This window comes from Streptomyces sp. NTD91, from assembly GCF_059510455.1.
Genome location: NZ_JCAJZW010000019.1, coordinates 72,555 through 92,239 on the forward strand (window position 1 = coordinate 72,555; position 19,685 = coordinate 92,239).

General features: G+C 70.2%; 18 protein-coding genes. 3 read left to right on the plus strand and 15 right to left on the minus strand.

Annotation, left to right across the window (positions count from 1 at the left end):
• Positions 1 to 57: 57 nt before the first annotated feature.
• The 4 genes from AC5WRT_RS20670 to AC5WRT_RS20685 all read right to left on the minus strand — a co-directional run bounded on the left by AC5WRT_RS20670 (position 58) and on the right by AC5WRT_RS20685 (position 2,985).
• On the minus strand, positions 58 to 1,776 hold the full coding sequence (locus AC5WRT_RS20670) for an LCP family protein (protein WP_496094820.1): 1,719 nt from the start codon (positions 1,774 to 1,776) through the stop codon (positions 58 to 60).
• 16 nt (positions 1,777 to 1,792) lie between these two features.
• Positions 1,793 to 2,488 carry a nicotinate-nucleotide adenylyltransferase gene (gene nadD / locus AC5WRT_RS20675; RefSeq protein ID WP_496094819.1) on the minus strand — a complete coding sequence of 232 codons (696 nt, stop codon included), beginning with the start codon at positions 2,486 to 2,488 and terminating at the stop codon, positions 1,793 to 1,795.
• Between the two features lie 56 nt (positions 2,489 to 2,544).
• Entirely contained in the window at positions 2,545 to 2,700 is a 156-nt protein-coding gene (locus AC5WRT_RS20680) for a hypothetical protein (RefSeq protein WP_330340003.1), read from the minus strand.
• 120 nt (positions 2,701 to 2,820) lie between these two features.
• Positions 2,821 to 2,985, minus strand: coding sequence for a hypothetical protein (locus AC5WRT_RS20685; protein ID WP_496094818.1), 165 nt, complete (start codon positions 2,983 to 2,985; stop codon positions 2,821 to 2,823).
• Positions 2,986 to 3,087: 102 nt separating this feature from the next.
• Here AC5WRT_RS20685 and AC5WRT_RS20690 point away from each other — a divergent pair, with 102 nt between their 5' ends.
• On the plus strand, positions 3,088 to 4,176 hold the full coding sequence (locus tag AC5WRT_RS20690) for a M48 family metallopeptidase (protein WP_496094817.1): 1,089 nt from the start codon (positions 3,088 to 3,090) through the stop codon (positions 4,174 to 4,176).
• Between the two features lie 259 nt (positions 4,177 to 4,435).
• Here AC5WRT_RS20690 and AC5WRT_RS20695 read toward each other — a convergent pair whose 3' ends face one another.
• The 5 genes from AC5WRT_RS20695 to proB all read right to left on the minus strand — a co-directional run bounded on the left by AC5WRT_RS20695 (position 4,436) and on the right by proB (position 9,362).
• The gene (locus tag AC5WRT_RS20695; RefSeq protein ID WP_496100481.1) at positions 4,436 to 5,503 is read right to left on the minus strand and encodes an SCO2583 family membrane protein; all 1,068 of its coding nucleotides are present in this window, start codon (positions 5,501 to 5,503) and stop codon (positions 4,436 to 4,438) included.
• Positions 5,504 to 5,592: 89 nt separating this feature from the next.
• Complete coding sequence (locus tag AC5WRT_RS20700) at positions 5,593 to 6,153, minus strand: SCO2584 family spore wall biosynthesis protein (protein ID WP_496100482.1); 561 nt, start codon at positions 6,151 to 6,153, stop codon at positions 5,593 to 5,595.
• A gap of 142 nt (positions 6,154 to 6,295) precedes the next feature.
• The gene (locus AC5WRT_RS20705) at positions 6,296 to 7,582 is read right to left on the minus strand and encodes a glutamate-5-semialdehyde dehydrogenase (protein ID WP_496094814.1); all 1,287 of its coding nucleotides are present in this window, start codon (positions 7,580 to 7,582) and stop codon (positions 6,296 to 6,298) included.
• Between the two features lie 72 nt (positions 7,583 to 7,654).
• Positions 7,655 to 8,080 carry a DUF8830 family protein gene (locus tag AC5WRT_RS20710; protein ID WP_496094813.1) on the minus strand — a complete coding sequence of 142 codons (426 nt, stop codon included), beginning with the start codon at positions 8,078 to 8,080 and terminating at the stop codon, positions 7,655 to 7,657.
• Positions 8,081 to 8,201: 121 nt separating this feature from the next.
• Entirely contained in the window at positions 8,202 to 9,362 is a 1,161-nt protein-coding gene (proB, locus tag AC5WRT_RS20715; RefSeq protein ID WP_496094880.1) for a glutamate 5-kinase, read from the minus strand.
• A gap of 222 nt (positions 9,363 to 9,584) precedes the next feature.
• On the opposite strand from proB, the gene AC5WRT_RS20720 reads away from it, so the two are divergent.
• Both AC5WRT_RS20720 and AC5WRT_RS20725 read left to right on the plus strand, forming a co-directional pair.
• Entirely contained in the window at positions 9,585 to 10,139 is a 555-nt protein-coding gene (locus tag AC5WRT_RS20720; RefSeq protein ID WP_496100483.1) for a polysaccharide pyruvyl transferase family protein, read from the plus strand.
• Between the two features lie 181 nt (positions 10,140 to 10,320).
• Positions 10,321 to 11,232 carry a hypothetical protein gene (locus tag AC5WRT_RS20725; RefSeq protein WP_496100484.1) on the plus strand — a complete coding sequence of 304 codons (912 nt, stop codon included), beginning with the start codon at positions 10,321 to 10,323 and terminating at the stop codon, positions 11,230 to 11,232.
• Here AC5WRT_RS20725 and AC5WRT_RS20730 read toward each other — a convergent pair.
• The 6 genes from AC5WRT_RS20730 to rplU all read right to left on the minus strand — a co-directional run bounded on the left by AC5WRT_RS20730 (position 11,139) and on the right by rplU (position 19,497).
• Positions 11,139 to 12,350, minus strand: a complete 1,212-nt coding sequence (locus tag AC5WRT_RS20730) for a glycosyltransferase family 2 protein (RefSeq protein ID WP_496094810.1) — start codon at positions 12,348 to 12,350, stop codon at positions 11,139 to 11,141. The two genes, AC5WRT_RS20725 and AC5WRT_RS20730, sit on opposite strands and share 94 nt — an antisense overlap.
• A gap of 291 nt (positions 12,351 to 12,641) precedes the next feature.
• Positions 12,642 to 14,759 (minus strand): CDP-glycerol glycerophosphotransferase family protein, encoded by a 2,118-nt coding sequence (locus AC5WRT_RS20735; protein WP_496094879.1) that lies wholly within the window; start codon positions 14,757 to 14,759, stop codon positions 12,642 to 12,644.
• Between the two features lie 186 nt (positions 14,760 to 14,945).
• A complete protein-coding gene (locus AC5WRT_RS20740) occupies positions 14,946 to 16,442 on the minus strand; it encodes a D-ribitol-5-phosphate cytidylyltransferase (RefSeq protein WP_496094809.1) in 1,497 nt (498 codons plus the stop codon).
• Between the two features lie 878 nt (positions 16,443 to 17,320).
• Complete coding sequence (gene obgE, locus AC5WRT_RS20745) at positions 17,321 to 18,769, minus strand: GTPase ObgE (RefSeq protein ID WP_496094808.1); 1,449 nt, start codon at positions 18,767 to 18,769, stop codon at positions 17,321 to 17,323.
• Between the two features lie 138 nt (positions 18,770 to 18,907).
• Positions 18,908 to 19,162, minus strand: a complete 255-nt coding sequence (gene rpmA, locus AC5WRT_RS20750) for a 50S ribosomal protein L27 (protein ID WP_030605064.1) — start codon at positions 19,160 to 19,162, stop codon at positions 18,908 to 18,910.
• A gap of 14 nt (positions 19,163 to 19,176) precedes the next feature.
• A complete protein-coding gene (rplU, locus tag AC5WRT_RS20755; protein WP_028422127.1) occupies positions 19,177 to 19,497 on the minus strand; it encodes a 50S ribosomal protein L21 in 321 nt (106 codons plus the stop codon).
• Between the last annotated feature and the right edge of the window lie 188 nt (positions 19,498 to 19,685).

A 19,685-nucleotide genomic window follows, 5' to 3' on the forward strand; every position in this document is an offset into this window, starting at 1 on the left:
CGGACCGCCGGGCGCACCCCACGTGATTATCGGTGGCACGTGGGGTGCGTGGGCCGGTCAGGAACTGGCGGGCTTGTAGTCCCCGCCGAGGACGACCGAGACGTCGGCGCCCGAGGAGACGGTTCCCTTGACCACGGAGCCGGCGGGCAGCCCGAGGGTCTTGGCGACCTCGGTGGCGTCCGCCTTGTGGGCGGCGTCGGAGTAGACCACCTTCGAGGTGGCCCGGGTGCCGGGGGCACTGCCGCCTTCCAGGAAGGTGAAGCCGCCGTTGAGCAGGACCACGCGGGCCTTCTCCGTGTCGTCCTTCACTCCGGTGGCGTTCTCCACGGAGACCCGGACCGCGGAGCCGGCGTCGGGACTCTTGGCGGCGCCGCCGAGGATGTCCTTCACCACGCTGTCGCTGGTCTTCGCGCTCAGGGTGCCGTCGGGCTGCACAGGCAGCAGGGCGGTCTTGTAGGCGCCGCTCTTGGCGAGGTCCGCGAGTTTGGCGAGGAAGGTGCCGAGGTCCTTGTCGGTGAGCGGCGGGTCGAGGATCTGCGCGAGGGTCTGCACCGTGGTCGTGGCCGACGCCGGGTCGGAGGACATCTTGCGCAGCACGCCCTGCATGACCTGGCCGAACCGCTCCAGCTGGGCGTCCGCGGTCTCGCCGGGGGCCCGGTACGTGGCGTAGGCGACGGCCATCTTGCCGCTGAGGGTCTGGTCGCTGCCCTTGTGGACGAGCGGCTCGGCGCCCTTCTTCTTGGCGTCCGGGTCGGGCACGTCGGCGTTGGTGTCGATGTCGATGTTGCCGACCAGGTCGACGAGGTTCTGCAGGTAGGGGGTGTCCAGGCGCCAGGTGCCCTGAATGTTGGTGCCGAGGACCGTGTCGAGCTGGTCGCGGGTGCCGGAGGAACCGTCGTCGTCCACCGACTTGGCGAGGGTCGTGGTGGAGCCGTCGTCGTCGCTCAGGGCGAGGGAGTTGGGAATCAGCACGGTGCTGCCCTGCTTGGTGGTGGTGTTGTCGACCAGCAGCGCCGTGGAGGTACCGCCCTTGCCGGTGATGTGCAGGTGGACGACGATCACATCGCGTTTCTGGGCACTCACCGGAGTGCTCGTGCCGCGCTTGGAGCCGGAGGAGGAGAGGCCGGGCAGCTTTCCGGCGTACCAGAGGTAGCCGACACCGCAGGCGGCGACGAGGGCGAGGACGACGAGGAGGGCGATGATCCGGCTGCGGGCGCGGCGGCGGGCCTCCTCCCGGCGCTCGGTGCGGTTCTCGGTGAACTTCAGCCAGTCGATGACGTCCTCGGAGTCGCCGTCCGGTTCCTCGACGAACGCGAACTGTTCGGTGTGGTAGTCGCGTTCGGCCTCGTGTCCGGGATCCTCGGAGTGCGCCTGGGCGTGCGAGGCCTGCGCCGGACCGGCCTGCTGCGGGATGTAGGCGGTCTGCTCGGTGACCCGGGGCTGCTGCCCGCTGCCGGCGGCCTGCCCGTAGGGGTCGTAGCCGGCGGGATGCTGGGTGCCGGTGCCGTAGGGGTCGTACGGGGCCTGGGAGCCGTAGGGGTCGTACCCGGGCCGGGCGGTGTCGTAGGAGGGTGCCTGCGGCTGCGGGCCGGTGGCGTACGGGTCGTAGCCGTAGCCCTGCTGCTGGGCGTACGGATCGTAGGTGGCCCGCTGGGCGTTCGGCGCCGGCTGCGCCGGGACCTGCCGGTACACGGGCCGGCCGTACTCGTCGTAGCCGACGATCTCGTACGGACCGGCGCCGTAGCCGCCCTCACCCGCGTCGTATCGGTCGTTCACCGGTGCCCCTCTCGGCTCACTCGCCGCGGTACAGCTCGCGCTTGTCGATGTAGCGCACGACCCCGTCCGGCACCATGTACCAGATGGGTTCTCCCTTGGCGACTCTCGCACGGCAGTCCGTGGAGGAGATGGCGAGGGCCGGGACCTCGACGAGGGAGACACCGCCTTCCGGCAGGCCCGGGTCGGTCAGGTGGTGGCCGGGCCGGGTGACGCCGATGAAGTGGGCGAGAGAGAACAGCTCCTCGCTGTCCCGCCAGGTCAGCAGCTGGGCGAGGGCGTCGGCGCCGGTGATGAAGAACAGGTCCGTGTCGGGATTGAGGGCGCGTAGGTCGCGCAGGGTGTCCACGGTGTAGGTGGGGCCACCGCGGTCGATGTCGATGCGGCTGACGGAGAACTGCGGGTTCTCGGCTGTCGCGATGACCGTCATCAGATAGCGGTCCTCGGTCGGGGAGACCTTGCGGTGGGACTTCTGCCACGGCTGGCCGGTGGGCACGAACACCACCTCGTCCAGCTGGAACTGCGCGGCGACCTCGCTGGCCGCCACGAGGTGCCCGTGGTGGATCGGGTCGAACGTTCCGCCCATGACGCCCAGGCGCCGCTTGCCCGTGCGGGCGGGGCCGTGGCCCGGCCGGTGCCGCCGGTACTGCGGGGGTTTCACCGTGTCGTCGGCGGTCTCGTGCGCCGGACCGGTAGGCATGTCCTGCTCTCCCATGCGTGCAGACCCTACCGGCCCGGCCTGTGACGTCCGGCCGGGGACGGGGTCCCCGCTCAGCGGTCGCGGTTGAAGCGGGTGGTGATCCACAGCAGGAGCAGCAGGATGGCGAGGGCGCTGCCGCCGGTGACCGCCGGGTTGAGGCTGTTGTGGTGGCCGCCCTCGGCTTCGGCGAGGGTGACCAAGTGGGCTGCGGTGCTGGGAAGGCTCATCTTCGGCAGGACCTAACGCGTGTGGGCGGGATAAAGATGTCGGCTCATCGTATGCGGGCCGCCCTGCGGCGATCACGCCGACTCCGCCGTTGGGCCCGCGCGGGGAACTTCCGCGAGCCGTCAGTCGTCTTTCCGCTTGTAACCGCCCAGCAGGAACCAGGCGGTCAGCACACAGCCCAGGATCATCACGACGAGGACGATGCGGAGCAGATTCCCCGCCCCGTGCTGCTGGACGGCGCTCGCGGCGGCCTCGGTCAGCCGGGCGGCTGCGGGGTGACGCCCCATGAGTGGACTCCTTCGGCTGTACTGCCCTTCCACGGTATCTCCGCCTAGGCTGGGCTCCTCCTCGGGGGCACAGTGGGCACTCACACGTACATGGGGGAAGACATGTCCGACGACGGCCAGCAGCAGACGGGGCACGAGCGCGTGCCGAGCAGGCAGCGCAGGCGCTTCCCCGGGATCTCCTCGCGTGCCTACGAGCACCCGGCCGACCGCTCGGCCCTGGTGGCGCTGCGCAAGCTGAGCGGATTCGACACGGTCTTCAAGGCGCTCAGCGGGCTGCTGCCCGAGCGGAGCCTGAGGCTGCTGTTCCTGTCCGACTCGGTGCGGGTCTCGGAGCGGCAGTTCCAGCATCTGCACGACATGCTGCTGGACGCCTGTTACATCCTGGACCTGGAGAAGGTCCCGCCGATGTACGTCAACCAGGACCCGCAGCCGAATGCGATGTGCATCGGCCTGGACGAGCCGATCATCGTGGTCACCACGGGGCTCGTGGAGCTCCTCGACGAGGAGGAGATGCGGGCGGTCGTCGGACACGAGGTGGGACACGCGCTGTCCGGCCACTCGGTGTACCGCACGATCCTGCTGTTCCTGACCAGCCTCGCGCTGAAGGTCGCCTGGATCCCGCTGGGCAACCTCGCGGTCATGGCGATCATCACGGCGCTCAGGGAGTGGTTCCGCAAGTCGGAGCTGTCCGCGGACCGGGCCGGCCTGCTGGTGGGCCAGGACCTTCGGGCCTCCATGCGGGGTCTGATGAAGATCGCGGGCGGCAATCATCTGCACGAGATGAACGTGGACGCGTTCCTGGAGCAGGCCGAGGAGTACGAGGCCGGGGGCGATCTGCGCGACTCGGTGCTCAAGATCCTGAACGTGCTGCCGCGGTCGCACCCCTTCGCCACGATCCGCGCGGCCGAGCTGAAGAGGTGGGCCGAGTCCCGGGACTTCCAGCGGATCATGGACGGCCACTACCCGCGGCGCGACGAGGACAAGGACGCCTCGGTCAGCGACTCGTTCCGTGAGTCGGCGGCGAGCTACGCGAGCGATGTGAAGACCTCCAAGGACCCGCTGATGAAGCTGGTCACCGACCTCGCGGACGGCGCGGGCGACCTGGGTGGCCGGGTCCGCCGGGGCTTCGAGGGCTTCCGCAGCCCGCCCCCGCCGAAGGCAGGCCCGGCAGACGCCTCCCAGGAGGGCTGACCCCGCCGCACCGGCCCCCTGCTCCTCCCCCGCGCCACGGACACGGCACCGCCTGTGCTCGCCCGGCCACACCGACAACGGCCCCCCGCGCCGCCCGGCTCCTCCTTCCCTCCGCAACGCCGCTCAGCCACAGCCGGGCGGCAGCCGACGGTGCCGAACCCTCCACACCGACGAAGCCGTCTCCACCTCCCCGGAGACTGCCTCCCAGGAGCCCGATCGCCTGCCCGCCCTCACCCGGCCGCCTCGCAGAGTCCCCCACTCACACCTTCGGCTCGGCCCCGGCGGCCAGCGTTCCGCACAGGGCCGTAGGGCTGTCCGTCTCGTAGGGATCGGTGCCCGCGGGGCCGCCGGTGTGGGCCGTCTGGCCGGCCAGGAGCGGGCGGAAGTAGGCCGAGGAGTCCTCGGCGCAGGCGAGGGGGCCCGCCTGGGCATAGGAGGTGAGCAGCTGGAGTTCGTGGGTGCGCAGGTCGTCACGGGTGAAGCGGAAGGTCAGCTCGCGACGGACCGTGAACAGGGAGACCGGCGCGTTCGCAGCGCCGGTGGGGCGCAGGGCGTAGACGAAGGTGTGGTCGGCGGTGACCTCCAGGGTGCCCGGGTCGGCCTCGGAGGCCTGCAGGTCACCCTGGACGCGGATGCGGTCGTCGGCGAGCTGGGCACGAGAGGGGTCCAGGCGGACAAGCCAGCCGGTGGGGGCGTGCCTGCCGTCCGCCGCCGGGTGGTCGAAGCTCTGGTCGAACTGGTCGAGCTGGTCGGCGTCGAGAAGGGACCGGGCCGGCTGGACGTCACGGCCTGTGAGCACCTCGGGGTAGAGCGAGGAGCGGACGATGAAGTCCTTGGCGGTGGTGAGCGCGGTCACCACCTGGCTGTCGGAGAAGTGGGCGGTGCTGCGGGTGGCGGGCAGGGATATCCCCTCGGCGCCGACGTCGTACTGGGCGGCGGGGCTGTGCGCGTACAGATACTCGGCGTCACGGGTGCCGGGCACCTTGCCCGTCGGGGCGAGCGGTATGACGGTCATCCGCAGGGGCTCGACAGGGCGCCGGGCCTCCGGGGAACCGTAGGGGTGGCGGACGCCCATGTAGATCGCGGTGCCGAAGGCGATGGCGATCAGCACGACGAGGATCAGGGCCTGCCGGGTGAGTCCGCGGTGCAGGGGCGGGCGGCGCCGTACAGCGGGGGCGTGGTCCGCCATCCGTTCCTCGGCGGAGTACTCCTGGAGGTGGGCAGCGCGGACGAACGACTCGTCGAACACGACGGATCGGTACTCGTCCTCTGCACCGCCGGGGCCGCCCTCGGGGCCGCCCTCCGGTGGGTCTCCAGGCCCGCCCATACTTTCAGAGTAGGTCGTGTGAGCCTCGGGTAAACGCCCCGCCGACGGACAAGTTCTGACAGGTGCTCACCAAGAATGGGAGCGGGCGCTCAGGGGGATCTAGGGACGGCGGAGACCGCCGGCTGGGAGGTGTCGGCGGAGACGGAGGGCGCGGCGGCGCTGCCCTGTTCCAGGCCGGTTGAGGCGGGTGCGGGCACCCCGTCGCGGGTGCTGGCGGAGCCGCCCCGGTAGACGGCGGCGAGGGCGAGGGCGACCATGCCGATGCCCATCACGACGGCGAGCACCCAGGCCACGGGGCGGTGCCAGCGGACCTGCTTGCCGTACCCGCCGAGGCGGTCGCCGAGGACGTAGGCGTCCTCGAGTTCGTCGTCCGGATCTTGGCCGAAATCGGTGCCCTCAGCGCCGTAGATGTCGTCGTAGTGCTCGCCTCGGGTGTGGGAGCGGCGGGCCTCCGCCTCGGACGCCTCGGCCCTGGCCTGTGCGGCGGCAAGAAGGCGTTCGACGGCGGTCGGCTCGTGGACCGTAGCCGCCTGTACGAAGGCCTCGTCGAAGACCACGGAGGCGAACTCTTCGTCCGACACCCCGTGGTCGTGGTCGTCGTCGGGCTCCCAGCCGTCAGGGAACGGCGTGCCCCCCACGTCCTCCGGCACGCATCCAGAGTAGACCTGGGGGGTCAATTTGGGCAGACGGTATGGAAATTCGTCTGGCTGGTGAGACGTCTTCCGGCCGCACGGCCCGGGGCAGGGCCGTGCCCCGGGCGAGCCGCACGACCTGCGGCCGGACGGGTGAACCTCAGGGGCGCACGTGGCCGTCACCGGTGACGATGTACTTGGTGCTGGTCAGCTCCGGCAGGCCCATGGGGCCGCGGGCGTGCAGCTTCTGGGTGGAGATGCCGATCTCGGCCCCGAAGCCGAACTGGCCGCCGTCGGTGAAGCGGGTGGAGGCGTTGACGGCGACGGTGGTGGAGTCGACCAGCTGGGTGAAGCGGCGGGCGGCCTGCTGGGAGGTGGTGACGATCGCCTCGGTGTGACCGGAGGTCCACAGCCGGATGTGCTCGACGGCCTTGTCCAGCGAGTCCACCACCGCGGCGGCGATGTCGTGGGAGAGGTACTCGGTCTCCCAGTCCTCGGCGACGGCCTCGACTACGGTCGCCTTGGAGTCCTTCGCGTAGGCCAGGACGCGCTCGTCGGCGTGCACGGTGACGCCGGCCTCCGCGAGGGCGTCGAGGGCACGGGGCAGGAACCGAGGGGCGATGTCCTGGTGGACCAGGAGGGTCTCGGCGGCGTTGCAGACGCTGACCCGCTGGGCCTTGGAGTTGATCAGGATGGCGACGGCCATGTCGATGTCGGCCGCGGCGTCGACATAGACGTGGCAGTTTCCGGTGCCGGTCTCGATGACCGGGACGGTCGACTCGTTCACGACCGTCTGGATCAGGGAGGCACCGCCGCGCGGGATGAGGACGTCGACCAGGCCGCGGGCGCGCATCAGCTCGCGGACGGACTCACGGCTCTCGCCGGGCACCAGCTGGACGGCGTCGGCGGGCAGCCCGGCGCCGCCGACGGCGTCCCGGATGACGCGGACGAGGGCGGTGTTGGACTCGTAGGCGGAGGCGGAGCCGCGCAGCAGGACGGCGTTGCCGGACTTCAGGCACAACGCCGCCGCGTCGACCGTCACGTTCGGACGGGCCTCGTAGATGATGCCGACGACACCGAGCGGCACGCGGACCTGACGCAGGTCGATGCCGTTGGGGAGGGTGGAGCCACGGACGATCTCGCCGACCGGGTCGGGCAGCTTCGCCACGTCACGGACATCGGAGGCGATGGCGCGGACCCGCTCGGGGGTGAGGGTGAGCCGGTCGACGATGGCCTCGCTGGTGCCGTTCTCCCGGGCCTTGGCCACGTCGCGGGCGTTGGCCTCGACGATCTCGGCGGTACGGACCTCCAGGGCGTCGGCGATGGCGAGCAGCGCGTCGTCCTTCTCGGCGCGCGGGAGCGGCGCGAGGTCGGCGGCTGCGGCCCTGGCCCGGTAGGCGGCCTGGGTGACCGGGGACATGGAGTCGTACGGGGAGAGCGTGGTCATGAGGGAAGGGTAGTGCGCGCCAGGCGCCGGTCACCGCTCATCCCGAACCGCGAGACAAGGTCTCAGGGGGGATCAAAACGGATGGACCCCGACCGGAGTCGCGGGCGGCGGGCCGTAGCCTTCGGCGAGGCGCTGGTGGTAGGTCTCGCGGTCGATGACCTCCAGGCCGACGATCTCCCACGGGGGCAGTCCGGCGCTCTGACGGTGCTCGCCCCACAGGCGCAGGGCGACGGCGGCGGCGTCGTGCAGGTCGCGGGCCTCTTCCCAGTACCTGATCTCCGCGTGGTCGCTCGCGTATCTGCTGGTCAGCAGGAAGGGATGGTCGTGGGCCAGCTGTTCCAGGGCGCGCCGCAGCTCGGTGAGCGGGACCGCTGGACCGGCGACGCTGAGGGTGACGTGCCACAGCCTGGGCAGGTCCTTGGGTTCCTCGTAGGTGTCCCCGGCCGCGACGCTCGTCAGGGCACCGCGGGTTGCCGCCCCAGGGCGCACTCGTCTCACGACGGCCTCCTTCACCCAGCGCTCGGGAACGTGGTCCTGAGACAAAGTTGAGCAGCCCGTGAGCATCCGCGGGGCGGTTTTACGGAAGCTCCCCCACCGGGGGCCGTCGTTGCGCCGGCGTTTACGCGTGCAGGAGCACCAGGTCGTCCCTGTGTACGACCTCGCGTTCGTAGGCCGGGCCGAGTTCCCGGGCCAGTTCGCGTGTCGAACGCCCGATCAGTCGGGGGATCTCCTTGGCGTCGAAGTTGACGAGTCCGCGGGCCACCGCGCGCCCCGAGGTGTCACGCAGTTCGACGGGGTCGCCGGCGTTGAACTCGCCCTCCACGGCGGCGATTCCGGCGGGCAGCAGCGACTTGCGCCGCGTCACGACGGCGTCCACCGCGCCGTCGTCCAGGGTCAGCGCGCCCCGCGGGGTGGAGGCGTGCTGGAGCCACAGGAGCCGGTCGGCGGAGCGCTTGCCGGTGGGGTGGAAGTAGGTGCCGGTGTCGCCACCGCTCAGGGCCTCCGCCGCGTGCACGGCGCTGGTGAGCACCACGGGGATACCGGCGGCGGCCGCGATCCGGGCGGCCTCGACCTTGGTGACCATCCCGCCGGTGCCGACGCCGGCCTTGCCCGCACTGCCGATCTCGACGCCCGCGAGGTCCTGCGGACCCTTCACTTCCGCTATCCGGGAGGTGCCGGGCCTGCTGGGGTCCCCGTCGTACACGCCGTCCACGTCCGACAGCAGCACCAGCAGGTCGGCACGGACGAGGTGGGCGACGAGGGCGGCGAGGCGGTCGTTGTCGCCGAAGCGGATCTCGTCGGTGGCGACGGTGTCGTTCTCGTTGACGATCGGGAAGGCGCCCATCGCCAGGAGCTTGTCGAGGGTGCGGGAGGCGTTGCGGTGGTGGGCGCGGCGGCTCATGTCGTCGCTGGTGAGCAGGACCTGGCCGACGCGGACGCCATAACGCGCGAAGGAGGCGGTGTAGCGGGCGACGAGCAGGCCCTGACCGACGCTCGCGGCGGCCTGCTGGCGAGCGAGGTCCTTCGGGCGGCGGCGCAGGCCGAGCGGCGCGAGACCGGCGGCGATGGCACCGGAGGAGACCAGCACGATCTCCCGCTCCCCGCTGCCCGTCCGTCTCCCGCCACTGCCCTCGACCGGGGCCCTTCGGGCCGTCCCTTCGTTCCGGATCTTGGCGAGCACGTCGACCAGGGCGTCGACGCGGTCGGCGTCCAGACCGCCGGCCGCGGTGGTGAGCGACGAGGAGCCCACCTTGACGACGATCCTGCGGGCCTCGCCCACGGCCTGCCTTGCCCTTGTCACCTTGCCCTCTGTTCCCTCTCGTACCCGCGCGCAGTTCCGGCTGCCTGAGCGGCAATCTACGCGAAGCGGATCCTCCCGTGCGCAGCGGTCCAGCGTCCGGACAAGCGGTCCGTAGCGGCGCGTTCACCATTTGCGTGCGGCAAAAAGGTTGCACTGGCTGCGTACGCAAATCAAAGCTCGCGTCAACATAAGTTGAAGATCGTGAAGCGCATTCTGCTGAGATCGGGCAGGAGCCCGTACGGCGTCCTGACCTTCGAGGAGGCCTTGCACCGGGACGTCATCGCCACCAACTCAGGCAATCTGATCTTCAGCGACGCGACGCACAAGATCCTTCAGACACCGGGCACCGAGGTCGTCTCCAACGGCGTCGGCACGGACCTGAGCGCGGCCGCGCGGATCAACGAGGAGTACGACGCGTTCGTCGTCCCTCTGGCCAACGCCTTCCGCCCGTTCTTCGAGGCACGGCTGAAGCGGCTGACCCGGCTGATCTCCAGGCTCCGGATCCCGGTCGTGGTGCCGGGCGTCGGCGCGCAGACCGGGCTGAGCCACAACCCGGCCCGGCTGAAGCCGACGGGGCGGTCGGGGCGTGAGTTCTGCGCGGCGGTACTGGAGCGCAGCTCGTCGATCGGGGTGCGGGGCGAGTTCACGGAGAAGTATCTGCGCGACATGGGCTTCCGTGACGTGGAGGTCATCGGCTGTCCATCGATGTTCCTGTACGGCGCCGCACCGGACGTCCGCAAGCAGTGCCGGCGCTGACCGCCGAGTCGCGGATCTCCGTGAACGGTTCGCACAGCGCGGTGCAGAAGCAGGACCTGGACCGGATCACCGGCCGTACCCACGCGCGCTACCCGAACCTGCGGTTCGTCGGCCAGACCCCAGCGACGCACGGCAGTTGCACTGGCGGGACCTGTCGGACCCGAACTCCCCGGTGACGGCGATGCCGACGCACCCGGACCACCCGATGTACCGGGAGGACAAGGTGCGGGTCTGCATCGACCCGGTCACCTGGGTCGACGACCTGCGCGGCTTCGACTTCTCCTTCGGCTCGCGCATCCACGGCAACATCGCGGCCCTGCTGGCGGGGACACCGGCGACCGTGCTGTGCGGCGACTCGCGCACGCTGGAGCTGTGCCGGTACTTCGAGATCCCGCACCGACGGCGGGACGAGGCCGCCAAGGATCCGCAGGCGGCGGATCCGGCGCGGCTGTACGAGGAGGCGGACCTCGGCGGACTGGTGGGCGACCACCGGAAGCGGTTCGACCTGTTCCCCGGCTTCCTGGACAAGAACGGGCTGCGGAACACCTTCACGCACGGCGACCGCGGTGCCGCGTTCGAGGAGCGGATGCGGTCGCTGTCCTTCCCGCCGGGCATCCGGCCGTGGAACGACACCGGTCCCGCCTCGCTCAGCAGCCGGTTCGGCTGGCTGCACACCCAGGTCAGCGAACTGACCCAGGACAACGCGAAGTTGCGCAAGGAGCTGGCCCGGGTCCCGCAACGAGCAGGGCGCGCTTCCCGCACCGGCGGCCTCCGTCTACCGCCGCGCCCGCCGCGCGGTGGGGCCGCCCCCTGCGCCGGGCGCTGCAGTCGGGCAGGCGGTAGCCCGCCGGGCCTGCTCGGCCCGGCTGCTCAGCGGCAGCGGACCCGCACGTCACCCACCGGACGCGCGGCCCGTCCGACCCGCCGCAGCGAGCCGGACGGCTCAGACACCGGCCCAGAAGCCGCCCGGCGGGCGGGAAGCCACCGCAGGGGCGCCGCTCAGGCCGCCGCCTTGAACGACCTCGCCGACAGAGTGCGCCGTATCCTGCGCAGGGCCCGGCGCGGGAAGGAGTTGGCGGCAGCCTCGCGGTAGCCCTCGACGGCACGGGCCTCGCGGGGCGCGGCGAGGTACATCTCGTCCGGGATGCCCGCCTCCTTGGACCGGAAGTGCGGGTAGGCGAAGTAGACGCGGGTGCCGCGCTTCTCCAGGACCGCGTCGGGCTGGCTGTTCGCCTTGACGGACTTGATGACGTCCAGCAGCAGATCGGTGCGCTGCCGGGCGACCAGGTGCATCCGCAGCCGCTCGTGGACCTTCAGCCGCCGGGCCACTCCGGGCGTCCAGCAGGCTTTCATCAGCGGCTCGGCCAGCTCCAGCTTGTGCCGGCGGACCTCCTCGCTGTCCCTGAGGAACCGCGGGCCGAACTGCGGCACCAGGGTGATGACGAAGGGCCGGACCATGAGCAGGTCGCGCTTGTCGCCGGCCGGGACCATGTCGGCGATCAGCTTCATCAGCGCACGCGCGGAGTCGAAGCGCAGGGTGTAGCTGCCGCTCTTGGTGACGTGCTTGCCGTCGTCGCGGCCGACCAGGTAGTAGCAGGGGTAGTCGGCGAGCACGGAGACGCCGTTCGCGCGCAGGTACGCCTCCATGGTGAACAGGGCGTCCTCACCGGTGAACAGCGACTCGTCGAACCGCATGCCGTGCCGGTCCAGCATGTCGCGGCGGAACAGCTTCTGCGCGCTCAGTGTGAACTTGATGTTGGAGGAGAAGACGTCGGTACGGCCGAGGGTCTTGCCCCACATGGACTTCGGCGGGATGCGGTTGATGCCCTCGACCTTGCCGAGGACGACGTCGGTTGCGTTCTCGTCGGCCATGGCGACCATGCGCCCGAGGGCCTCGGGGCCGAGCCGGTCGTCGGCGTCGAGGAAGAAGACGTACCGTCCCGTCGCCTTGGCGAGGCCGACGTTGCGGGGGCCGCTGGGGCCGCCGGAGTTCTCCTGGTGGATGACGGTGAAGGGCATGGGGGCGCGGGCGGCGAACTCCTCCAGGTACTCCCCGGTGCCGTCCGTCGAACCGTCGTCGACCGCGATGACCTCCAGGCGCGCCGGGTCGATGGTCTGGGCCTCGACCGACGCCAGGCACTCGACCAGGTACGGCATCGCTTCGTACGCCCCGATGATCACGCTGACATCAGGCTGCGTCGCGACGGTCACACTTGCCCCTTACTTACCAACAGAACACTTCCCTCGTCCGCCACAACGGCAACCGGTCAGACCGACTTCCACCGGATGGGGTTGCCCTCTGTGATCAGTGGCGCATGCCACATGGGGGTCAGGGGGTCCACCCGACCGTACGCAGAGTCGGTAAGAGTTGCTCACCCCCGGCCCACCGCCCGGGTAAGAGGGACCGGTGGGAAACCTGTACAACGGGCTCTGCGAGCGGGAGGGGCCGGCCCCGGGATCGCTCCCGGTGTCGGCCCCTGTCCGACGGCCGCGGCCGGGTGATCAGCCCGCGTTCACACCGTCCTGGTCACCCGCGGACGCGGTCCGCTGGCTCGGCACCGCGTTGGACAGCTCGGCGCTCTCGGCGGGGTCCGCGTTGACGGCGCCCACCCGGGACTGCTGGCCGACGTTGCGGGCCTCGGCCTTGAGGGCCAGGTCCGCCACCGCGTTGTTGAACTGGTCGATGGACGTCGGCTCGTCCGGACCCAACAGATAGCGCTTGAGCTCCTTGCGGGCGTCCGCCAGCGGGTCGGCGGCCGGGTCGCGCACGGCGTCCAGCAGGCCGCGCAGCTCACGCGCGTCGTTGGACAGGATCACCGCGGCGCGCACGGCCGTGTTCTGCCGCTTGAACTCCTCGTGACCGACACCGCCGGAGTCGGTGACCGCGTACGGCTTGCCGCTCGCGATGAAGTCGGAGACCACGGAGGAGATGTCGGAGACCATCGCGTCGGAGACGTTGAAGCAGTCGTACAGGCGTGGCTCGGGGCCCGTGATGACACGGTGCTCGTACGACGGGAAGGAACGCCAGTAGGCGTCGTTCCACTCGGCGCGCAGCCGGGCGATCTCCTGGTGCCGGGCCACGTCGACGACGCCGTCGCGGGTGGCCTCGGCCTCGTCGCCCTTGTCCCCCCCGGTGCCGGTCAGCTCGGCCAGCCGCGCCTCGATCCGGGCCAGCTCGGCCTTGGCCCGGGCCATCGCCTTGGCGTCGGCGGTGAAGCGGGAGTCGGCGGCGCGCTCGGCGGCGGCCTTCTCGAGCAGGGCGGTGATCCTCCGATGCGCGGCGTCAGCCTTCTTGCTGACGGTGCCGGTGAACGGGTGCGGCTTGTACAGGACGCGGACCGGCGGATCGGCCTTGACCAGCTTCTTCACGATGTTCTCGCCGGCGAGCACGATCGAGGTGTTGCCGGGGTTGCCGTCCCAGCCCTCCCAGGTCGGCGCGTAGAGAACCGTGGGGCAGCGCCCCTCGGCGGCTCCGCCGCGGGCACCGTCGGGCACGCCCTGCCAGGCCCGGATGGGCGCGAGCTGCGGGCGGCCGACCTCGACGATGTCCTCGTCGCGAACGCCGACGTCGGCGATGGCGTAGCGGTCGCGGCCGGCCCGGCCTGCGGTCCACACCTCGTCGTAGACCTTGCTGTACGGGTTGACGCTGGCGAGCTTGTCGCTGTCGCCGTGGCCGATGAAGACGTGCTTCATGGTGGGCACGCGCAGCATGTGGATGTTCTTGCCGACGTTCGCGGCGTACAGGGCCACACGCACGGTCGACAGGTCCAGGTTCATCAGGTGCACCCCTCCGGGCACGCAGATGACGGGGACCGTGGTCGGCGCGAGGTTGTTCAGGATGACCCGCTCGCGCAGGATGATCAGCGGCCGGCTGTCCAGTTGCTCCATCGTCTCCAGCCACATGTTGACCTGGTACGCGGAGTCCTTGGAGCCCGAGAAGTACAGCACCGTCTCCGGACGGTAGGAGGCCAGCCAGTCGTCGACGGCGGCGAGGACGACCTCGGCCTTCGGCGGGAGCTTCCGGCCGCGCACGTACGGTACGAGCACCAGCACGTACAGGACGCCGAGGCCGACGGTGAGGCCGATGCCGGTGAAGCCCGGGGTGGCGGGCGAGTCCTGCCCGGCGGAGAACAGGATGCCGGTCATCGCGAACAGGTCGAGGTGCAGCATCTTCTCCGCACTGCGGTGCAGCAGGCCGCGTGGTGGGGCGTCCGGGATGCGGATCCGGGACTTGAGGTCGATGTTGCGGGTGGCGACCGGCATCCGGCGGCGGCTGCGGATGAGGGTGACCAGTGCGCCGTGCGGGGCCTGCAGGCCGTAGAAGGCGATGAAGCAGGCGACGGCGCCGTAGAAGATCAGGTCGTCCGCGTGCGACAGGCGGGCCAGCAGCAGGATCAGCAGCAGCTGCCGGATCAGGAAGCGGATCGACAGACCCGCCCGGATCTTGCTGAGGCGGTTGATCAGATAGCTGTCCTTGCGGTGCAGATAGTGGTCCGCCAGGTACGTCACGGCGGCCAGGACCGCGAAGAGGGGAACGCTCGGGACGAGCGCGGCCAGCATGAGCGCCGGGAAGCCCAGGATCATGAGGGCCGCCGCGGTCAGCTCGGCCGCGCTGCCCACCCGGGCGACGCGAATAGCGGTGGATATCACGGAGAAACCTGCTCTGGGAGGGGAGTGCCGGTTTTTGTTGTTTATGCCGGAGAGGTGCCGGTAATTCAGAAGATGTACGGATTCAGGCCTCTGCTAACGCCCGGTGAACGAACGACGGCAGAGGCCTGAAATTCTTAATAGCTATTGAACGAATTATTACATACCGTCCTGGCGGTCCAGAACAGTGGCCAGCGCCTGCTCGAAGCCGGACGCGTTGGCCGCACCCGCCGTCGGGTCCTGCTGACGGACGTCGATGACATGCCCCGTCAGCTCCGACAGCAGCACGTCGAGGGACGTACGGGCCACGGCCTCGGAGGACAGCAGCGTGCCCGCGGGCTCCTGCCCGAAGGCCTTGGTGCGCATCGGGGTGGCGGTGCGCTCGGGGTTGATGCAGTTGACGCGGATGCCGTCGCCGGCCCACTCGTCCGACAGCGCCTGAGTGAGGTTCACCATGGCCGCTTTGGTGGAGGAGTACAGGGAGTACTCGGCGCGGCCGCGGGTGTAGCTGCTGGACGTGTAGAGAAGCAGCTGCCCCTTGGTCTCGGCGAGGTACTTGTAGCTGGAGCGCGCGATCTGCACCGGGGCAAGGTAGTTGACCTTCAGCGCCTCCTCGATGGTGGCGTTGTCGGTCTCGGCGAGCTTGCCGATGCGCAGCACGCCCGCGGTGTTGACGACGCAGTCGATCCGGCCGGTCTCCGCGTACGCCTTGGACAGCGCGTCGTCGACCTCCTCCGGGTTCTCCACGTGGGTGCCGGTGGTGGAGCGGCCGAGCGCGTAGACGTTCGCGCCGTAGGACTCGGCGAGTTCGGCGATGTCCTTGCCGATGCCGTAGGAGCCGCCGAAGATGACGAGCGTCTTGCCCGTCAGGAGCTCGCGGTAGGCGTCCTCGCCGTTCTGCTCGGGGGCGGCGGTGGAGGCGAGCTGGAAGAGCTTGTCGGCGATGAAGACGTCGACCGGTTGGGTCACCTTCATGTTGTACTCGTCACCCGCGACGACGTGGATCGGCACGTCCGGGAGGTACTTGAGCACGACGGAACAGTCGTCCGTTGCCTGGAAGTTGGGGTCACCGGCGGCGACCTCGTAGGCGCGGCGGACCGTGGACAGCTTGAAGGCCTGCGGGGTCTGGCCGCGGCGCAGCCGGGAGCGGTCCGGGATCTCGGTGATGAACTCGCCGTCCTGGCCGTGCGTGCGCGTGACGATGATGGTGTCCGCGGACGGGATGGCGACGTCCACGGCCTGGTAACGCTCCAGCGCGGCCACGCAGTCGTCGATGACGCGCTGCGAGAGCAGGGGGCGTACGGCGTCGTGGAAGAGGACGTTGAGGTCCTCGCCCTCGGCAAGTCCCTCGCCCAGCGCCGAGATGGCGCGCTCGGTGGTCTCGTTCCGCGTGGAGCCGCCCTCGATGATCCTCTTCACCTTGGTGAAGCCGGCCTTGGCGACGATCTTCTCGATGTCCGGGACGTAGCCCGGCGCCATCAGCACGATGACGTCGTCGATGGAGTCGGCCTTCTCGAAGGTGGTCAGTGTGTGCTCGATGACTGCCTTGCCGGCGATCTTCAGCAGCTGCTTGGGGATCGACAGACCCACCCGCTGACCGGTGCCACCGGCCAGGATCACTGCGGTGGTTCGGGGCTTGGCTATGTGCTGGGACACAGATGACCTACCTTGGGGCGTCAGGGAACCGTGAAATGTTCCCACTTTAGGTAAGCGCAGTGCAAGGTGAGCGACATCCCATGCATATGTGAGCGCAACCTGTCATTCACCTTGCACCCGGGGTGATTGGACCCGGGCTCCGCCAACACCCTGTGAATTCGCTGTGAGTAAGTGCACAGGCCCGGCACGGGCCTGCTCGCAGAACTGTTCGCGGAGCCGTTCGGCACCGCCCGCGCCGCTTCGCGCAGCGGCACGCGAGCATGCGCAGGTCGGCGCGCTGATCCGCCCCGCCGACCCGGCACCGGTCCCCCCGCTCCGCGCCGGAAACGCGATCTTCACGTCCCCGAACGCGGCAGGACACGGGTGCTTCATAGAGGGCGCCACGCCGCCCCGGACAAAACGGCAATACGGCTCGCCGGAGTGCCCATTGCCGTCGAATTCGATATTAAGATTCCGCAGCATTTCGGTCTCGGTGGGGGTAAGAGGCCGGTTAGCGGGAGCGAAGAACGCGGTGCTGATCCGTGCGCGCAACGGCGGATCGTCACCGGCCGGGCCGGAGCGGGAAAAGCCTCGCCGAGGCCCGCACCGGAGACGGTCGTGCCGAGTGTGCCCGCGGTCACCGGACAGGAGCCCTGTGCGGTCGTACGGCCCGGGCCGAGCGCCACACGCCGGCTCCGGGAGTCGTGCAGCCAGGAGAATGCGGCGCGGCAAGGCTCAAGTACCTCTCCGCGCGCCACAGTTGACTCACCGAGGTGGTGCGGGTTCGCCCCGGAACACGCCTGGTGTTCGGCCGGCGTTCATGCCGGGGCCGCCGCCCCCGAGTCCCGGCGGGGCGGCCGCGCACCGAGCCGCCGGACGGCCACGGCGGCGGACCACGCCTACTCGAACGGGTCGAACTCGCCGTACGCCCGCAGCACCTCGTCCCGCTCGGCCTGCTTGTCCCGGCGGCGCTGGGCCGCGGGCCTCGGCGCGTCGAACCGGTGGTCCTCGCCGCGGCGGCCCAGCATCTCCGCGCCGGCCATGACCGTCGGCTCCCAGTCGAAGACGACCGCGTTGTCCTCGGGGCCGATGGCGACGCCGTCCCCGGCCCGGGCGCCCGCCCTCATCAACTCCTCCTCCACACCGAGGCGGCCAAGACGGTCGGCGAGGTAGCCCACGGCCTCGTCGTTGTTGAAGTCGGTCTGCCGCACCCAGCGCTCCGGCTTCTCGCCGCGCACCCGGAACAGCGGCTCGCCGCCGACCTCCTCGCGGGTGACGGTGAAGCCCGCGTCGTCCACGGCCTTGGGCCGGATGACGATCCGCGTCGCCTCCTCCTTCGGCTTCGCGGCGCGCGCCTCGGCGACCAGCTCACCGAGCGCGAAGGAGAGCTCCCTGAGGCCGATGTGGGCGACGGCCGACACCTCGAACACGCGGTAGCCGCGGGCCTCCAGGTCGGGGCGGACCATCTCGGCGAGGTCCTTGCCGTCGGGCACGTCGACCTTGTTCAGGACCACGATCCGGGGCCGGTTGTCCAGGCCGCCGTACTGCCGCAGCTCCTCCTCGATGACGTCGAGGTCGGAGACCGGGTCACGCTCGGACTCCAGGGTGGCGGTGTCGAGCACGTGCACCAGCACGCTGCACCGCTCCACGTGCCGCAAAAACTCCAGACCCAGGCCCTTGCCCTGGCTGGCGCCCGGGATCAGACCCGGCACGTCGGCGATGGTGTAGACGGTCGAACCGGCGGTGACGACACCGAGGTTCGGCACGAGCGTGGTGAACGGGTAGTCGGCGATCTTCGGCTTGGCCGCGCTGAGCACCGAGATCAGCGAGGACTTGCCGGCGCTCGGATAGCCGACCAGGGCCACGTCGGCCACGGTCTTCAGCTCCAGCACGACGTCCTGGACGTCGCCGGGCTCGCCGAGCAGCGCGAAGCCGGGCGCCTTGCGGCGGGCGGAGGCCAGCGCCGCGTTGCCCAGGCCGCCCCGGCCGCCCTGCGCGGCGATGTACGAGGTGCCGTGGCCGACGAGGTCGGCGAGCACGTTGCCCGCCTTGTCCAGCACGACCGTGCCGTCCGGCACCGGCAGGACCAGGTCCTGGCCGTCCTTGCCGGAGCGGTTACCGCCCTCGCCGGGCTTGCCGTTGGTGGCCTTGCGGTGCGGGGAGTGGTGGTAGTCGAGCAGCGTGGTGACCGACTGGTCCACGGTCAGGATCACGTCACCGCCGCGCCCGCCGTTGCCGCCGTCCGGGCCGCCGAGCGGCTTGAACTTCTCGCGGTGTACGGAGGCACAGCCGTGACCTCCGTTACCCGCGGCGACATGCAGCTCGACGCGGTCCACGAAGGTGGTCATGGTTCGGTGCCTCCAGGGAAGTACGGATATGTCTACTGCGTAACACGCGAAAGGCGGACCCGCCTTCCCGACCGGGAAGTGAGGTCCGCCTCGCGAAAGCGTTCGGTGCTGAATCAGCCGATCGGATGATCAGGTGGTTCAGGCGACCGGAACGATGTTCACGACCTTGCGGCCGCGGTGGGTACCGAACTCCACCGCACCGGCCTGCAGGGCGAACAGCGTGTCGTCGCCGCCACGGCCGACACCGGCGCCGGGGTGGAAGTGGGTGCCGCGCTGGCGGACCAGGATCTCACCCGCGCTCACGACCTGACCGCCGAAGCGCTTCACGCCGAGCCGCTGGGCGTTGGAGTCGCGACCGTTCCGGGTGGACGATGCGCCCTTCTTGTGTGCCATTTCTCCTCAGTCCCTTACTTCGCAGCCGTGGGGATCGACGTGACCTTGATCGCCGTGTACTGCTGGCGGTGGCCCTGCCGACGGCGGTAGCCGGTCTTGTTCTTGTAGCGCAGAATGTCGATCTTCTGGCCCTTGTGGTGGTCCACGACCTCGGCCTGGACCTTGATGCCGGCCAGCACCCACGGGTCGCTGGTCACGGAGTCGCCGTCGACAACGAGCAGGGTCGAGAGCTCGACCGTGTCGCCAACCTTGGCGGTGGAAATCTTGTCAACCTCAACGATGTCGCCGACAGCAACCTTGTGCTGGCGACCACCGCTGCGCACGATGGCGTACACGCGGATCTCTCTTTCGCTCGAAGAAACGGCACCCCCGCAGGCCAGCCGCCCACAAAGACCACGGGCGACCTCTCCCGGCCCACGTCGTGCCCGGGAGGAAGAGGTTTACGGGGATGTGGCGTGCTCAGTGGACACGCCGACGGTCAAGGTTACGGGGCCATGACCTGGAGGGTCAAACCGGCCCCGCC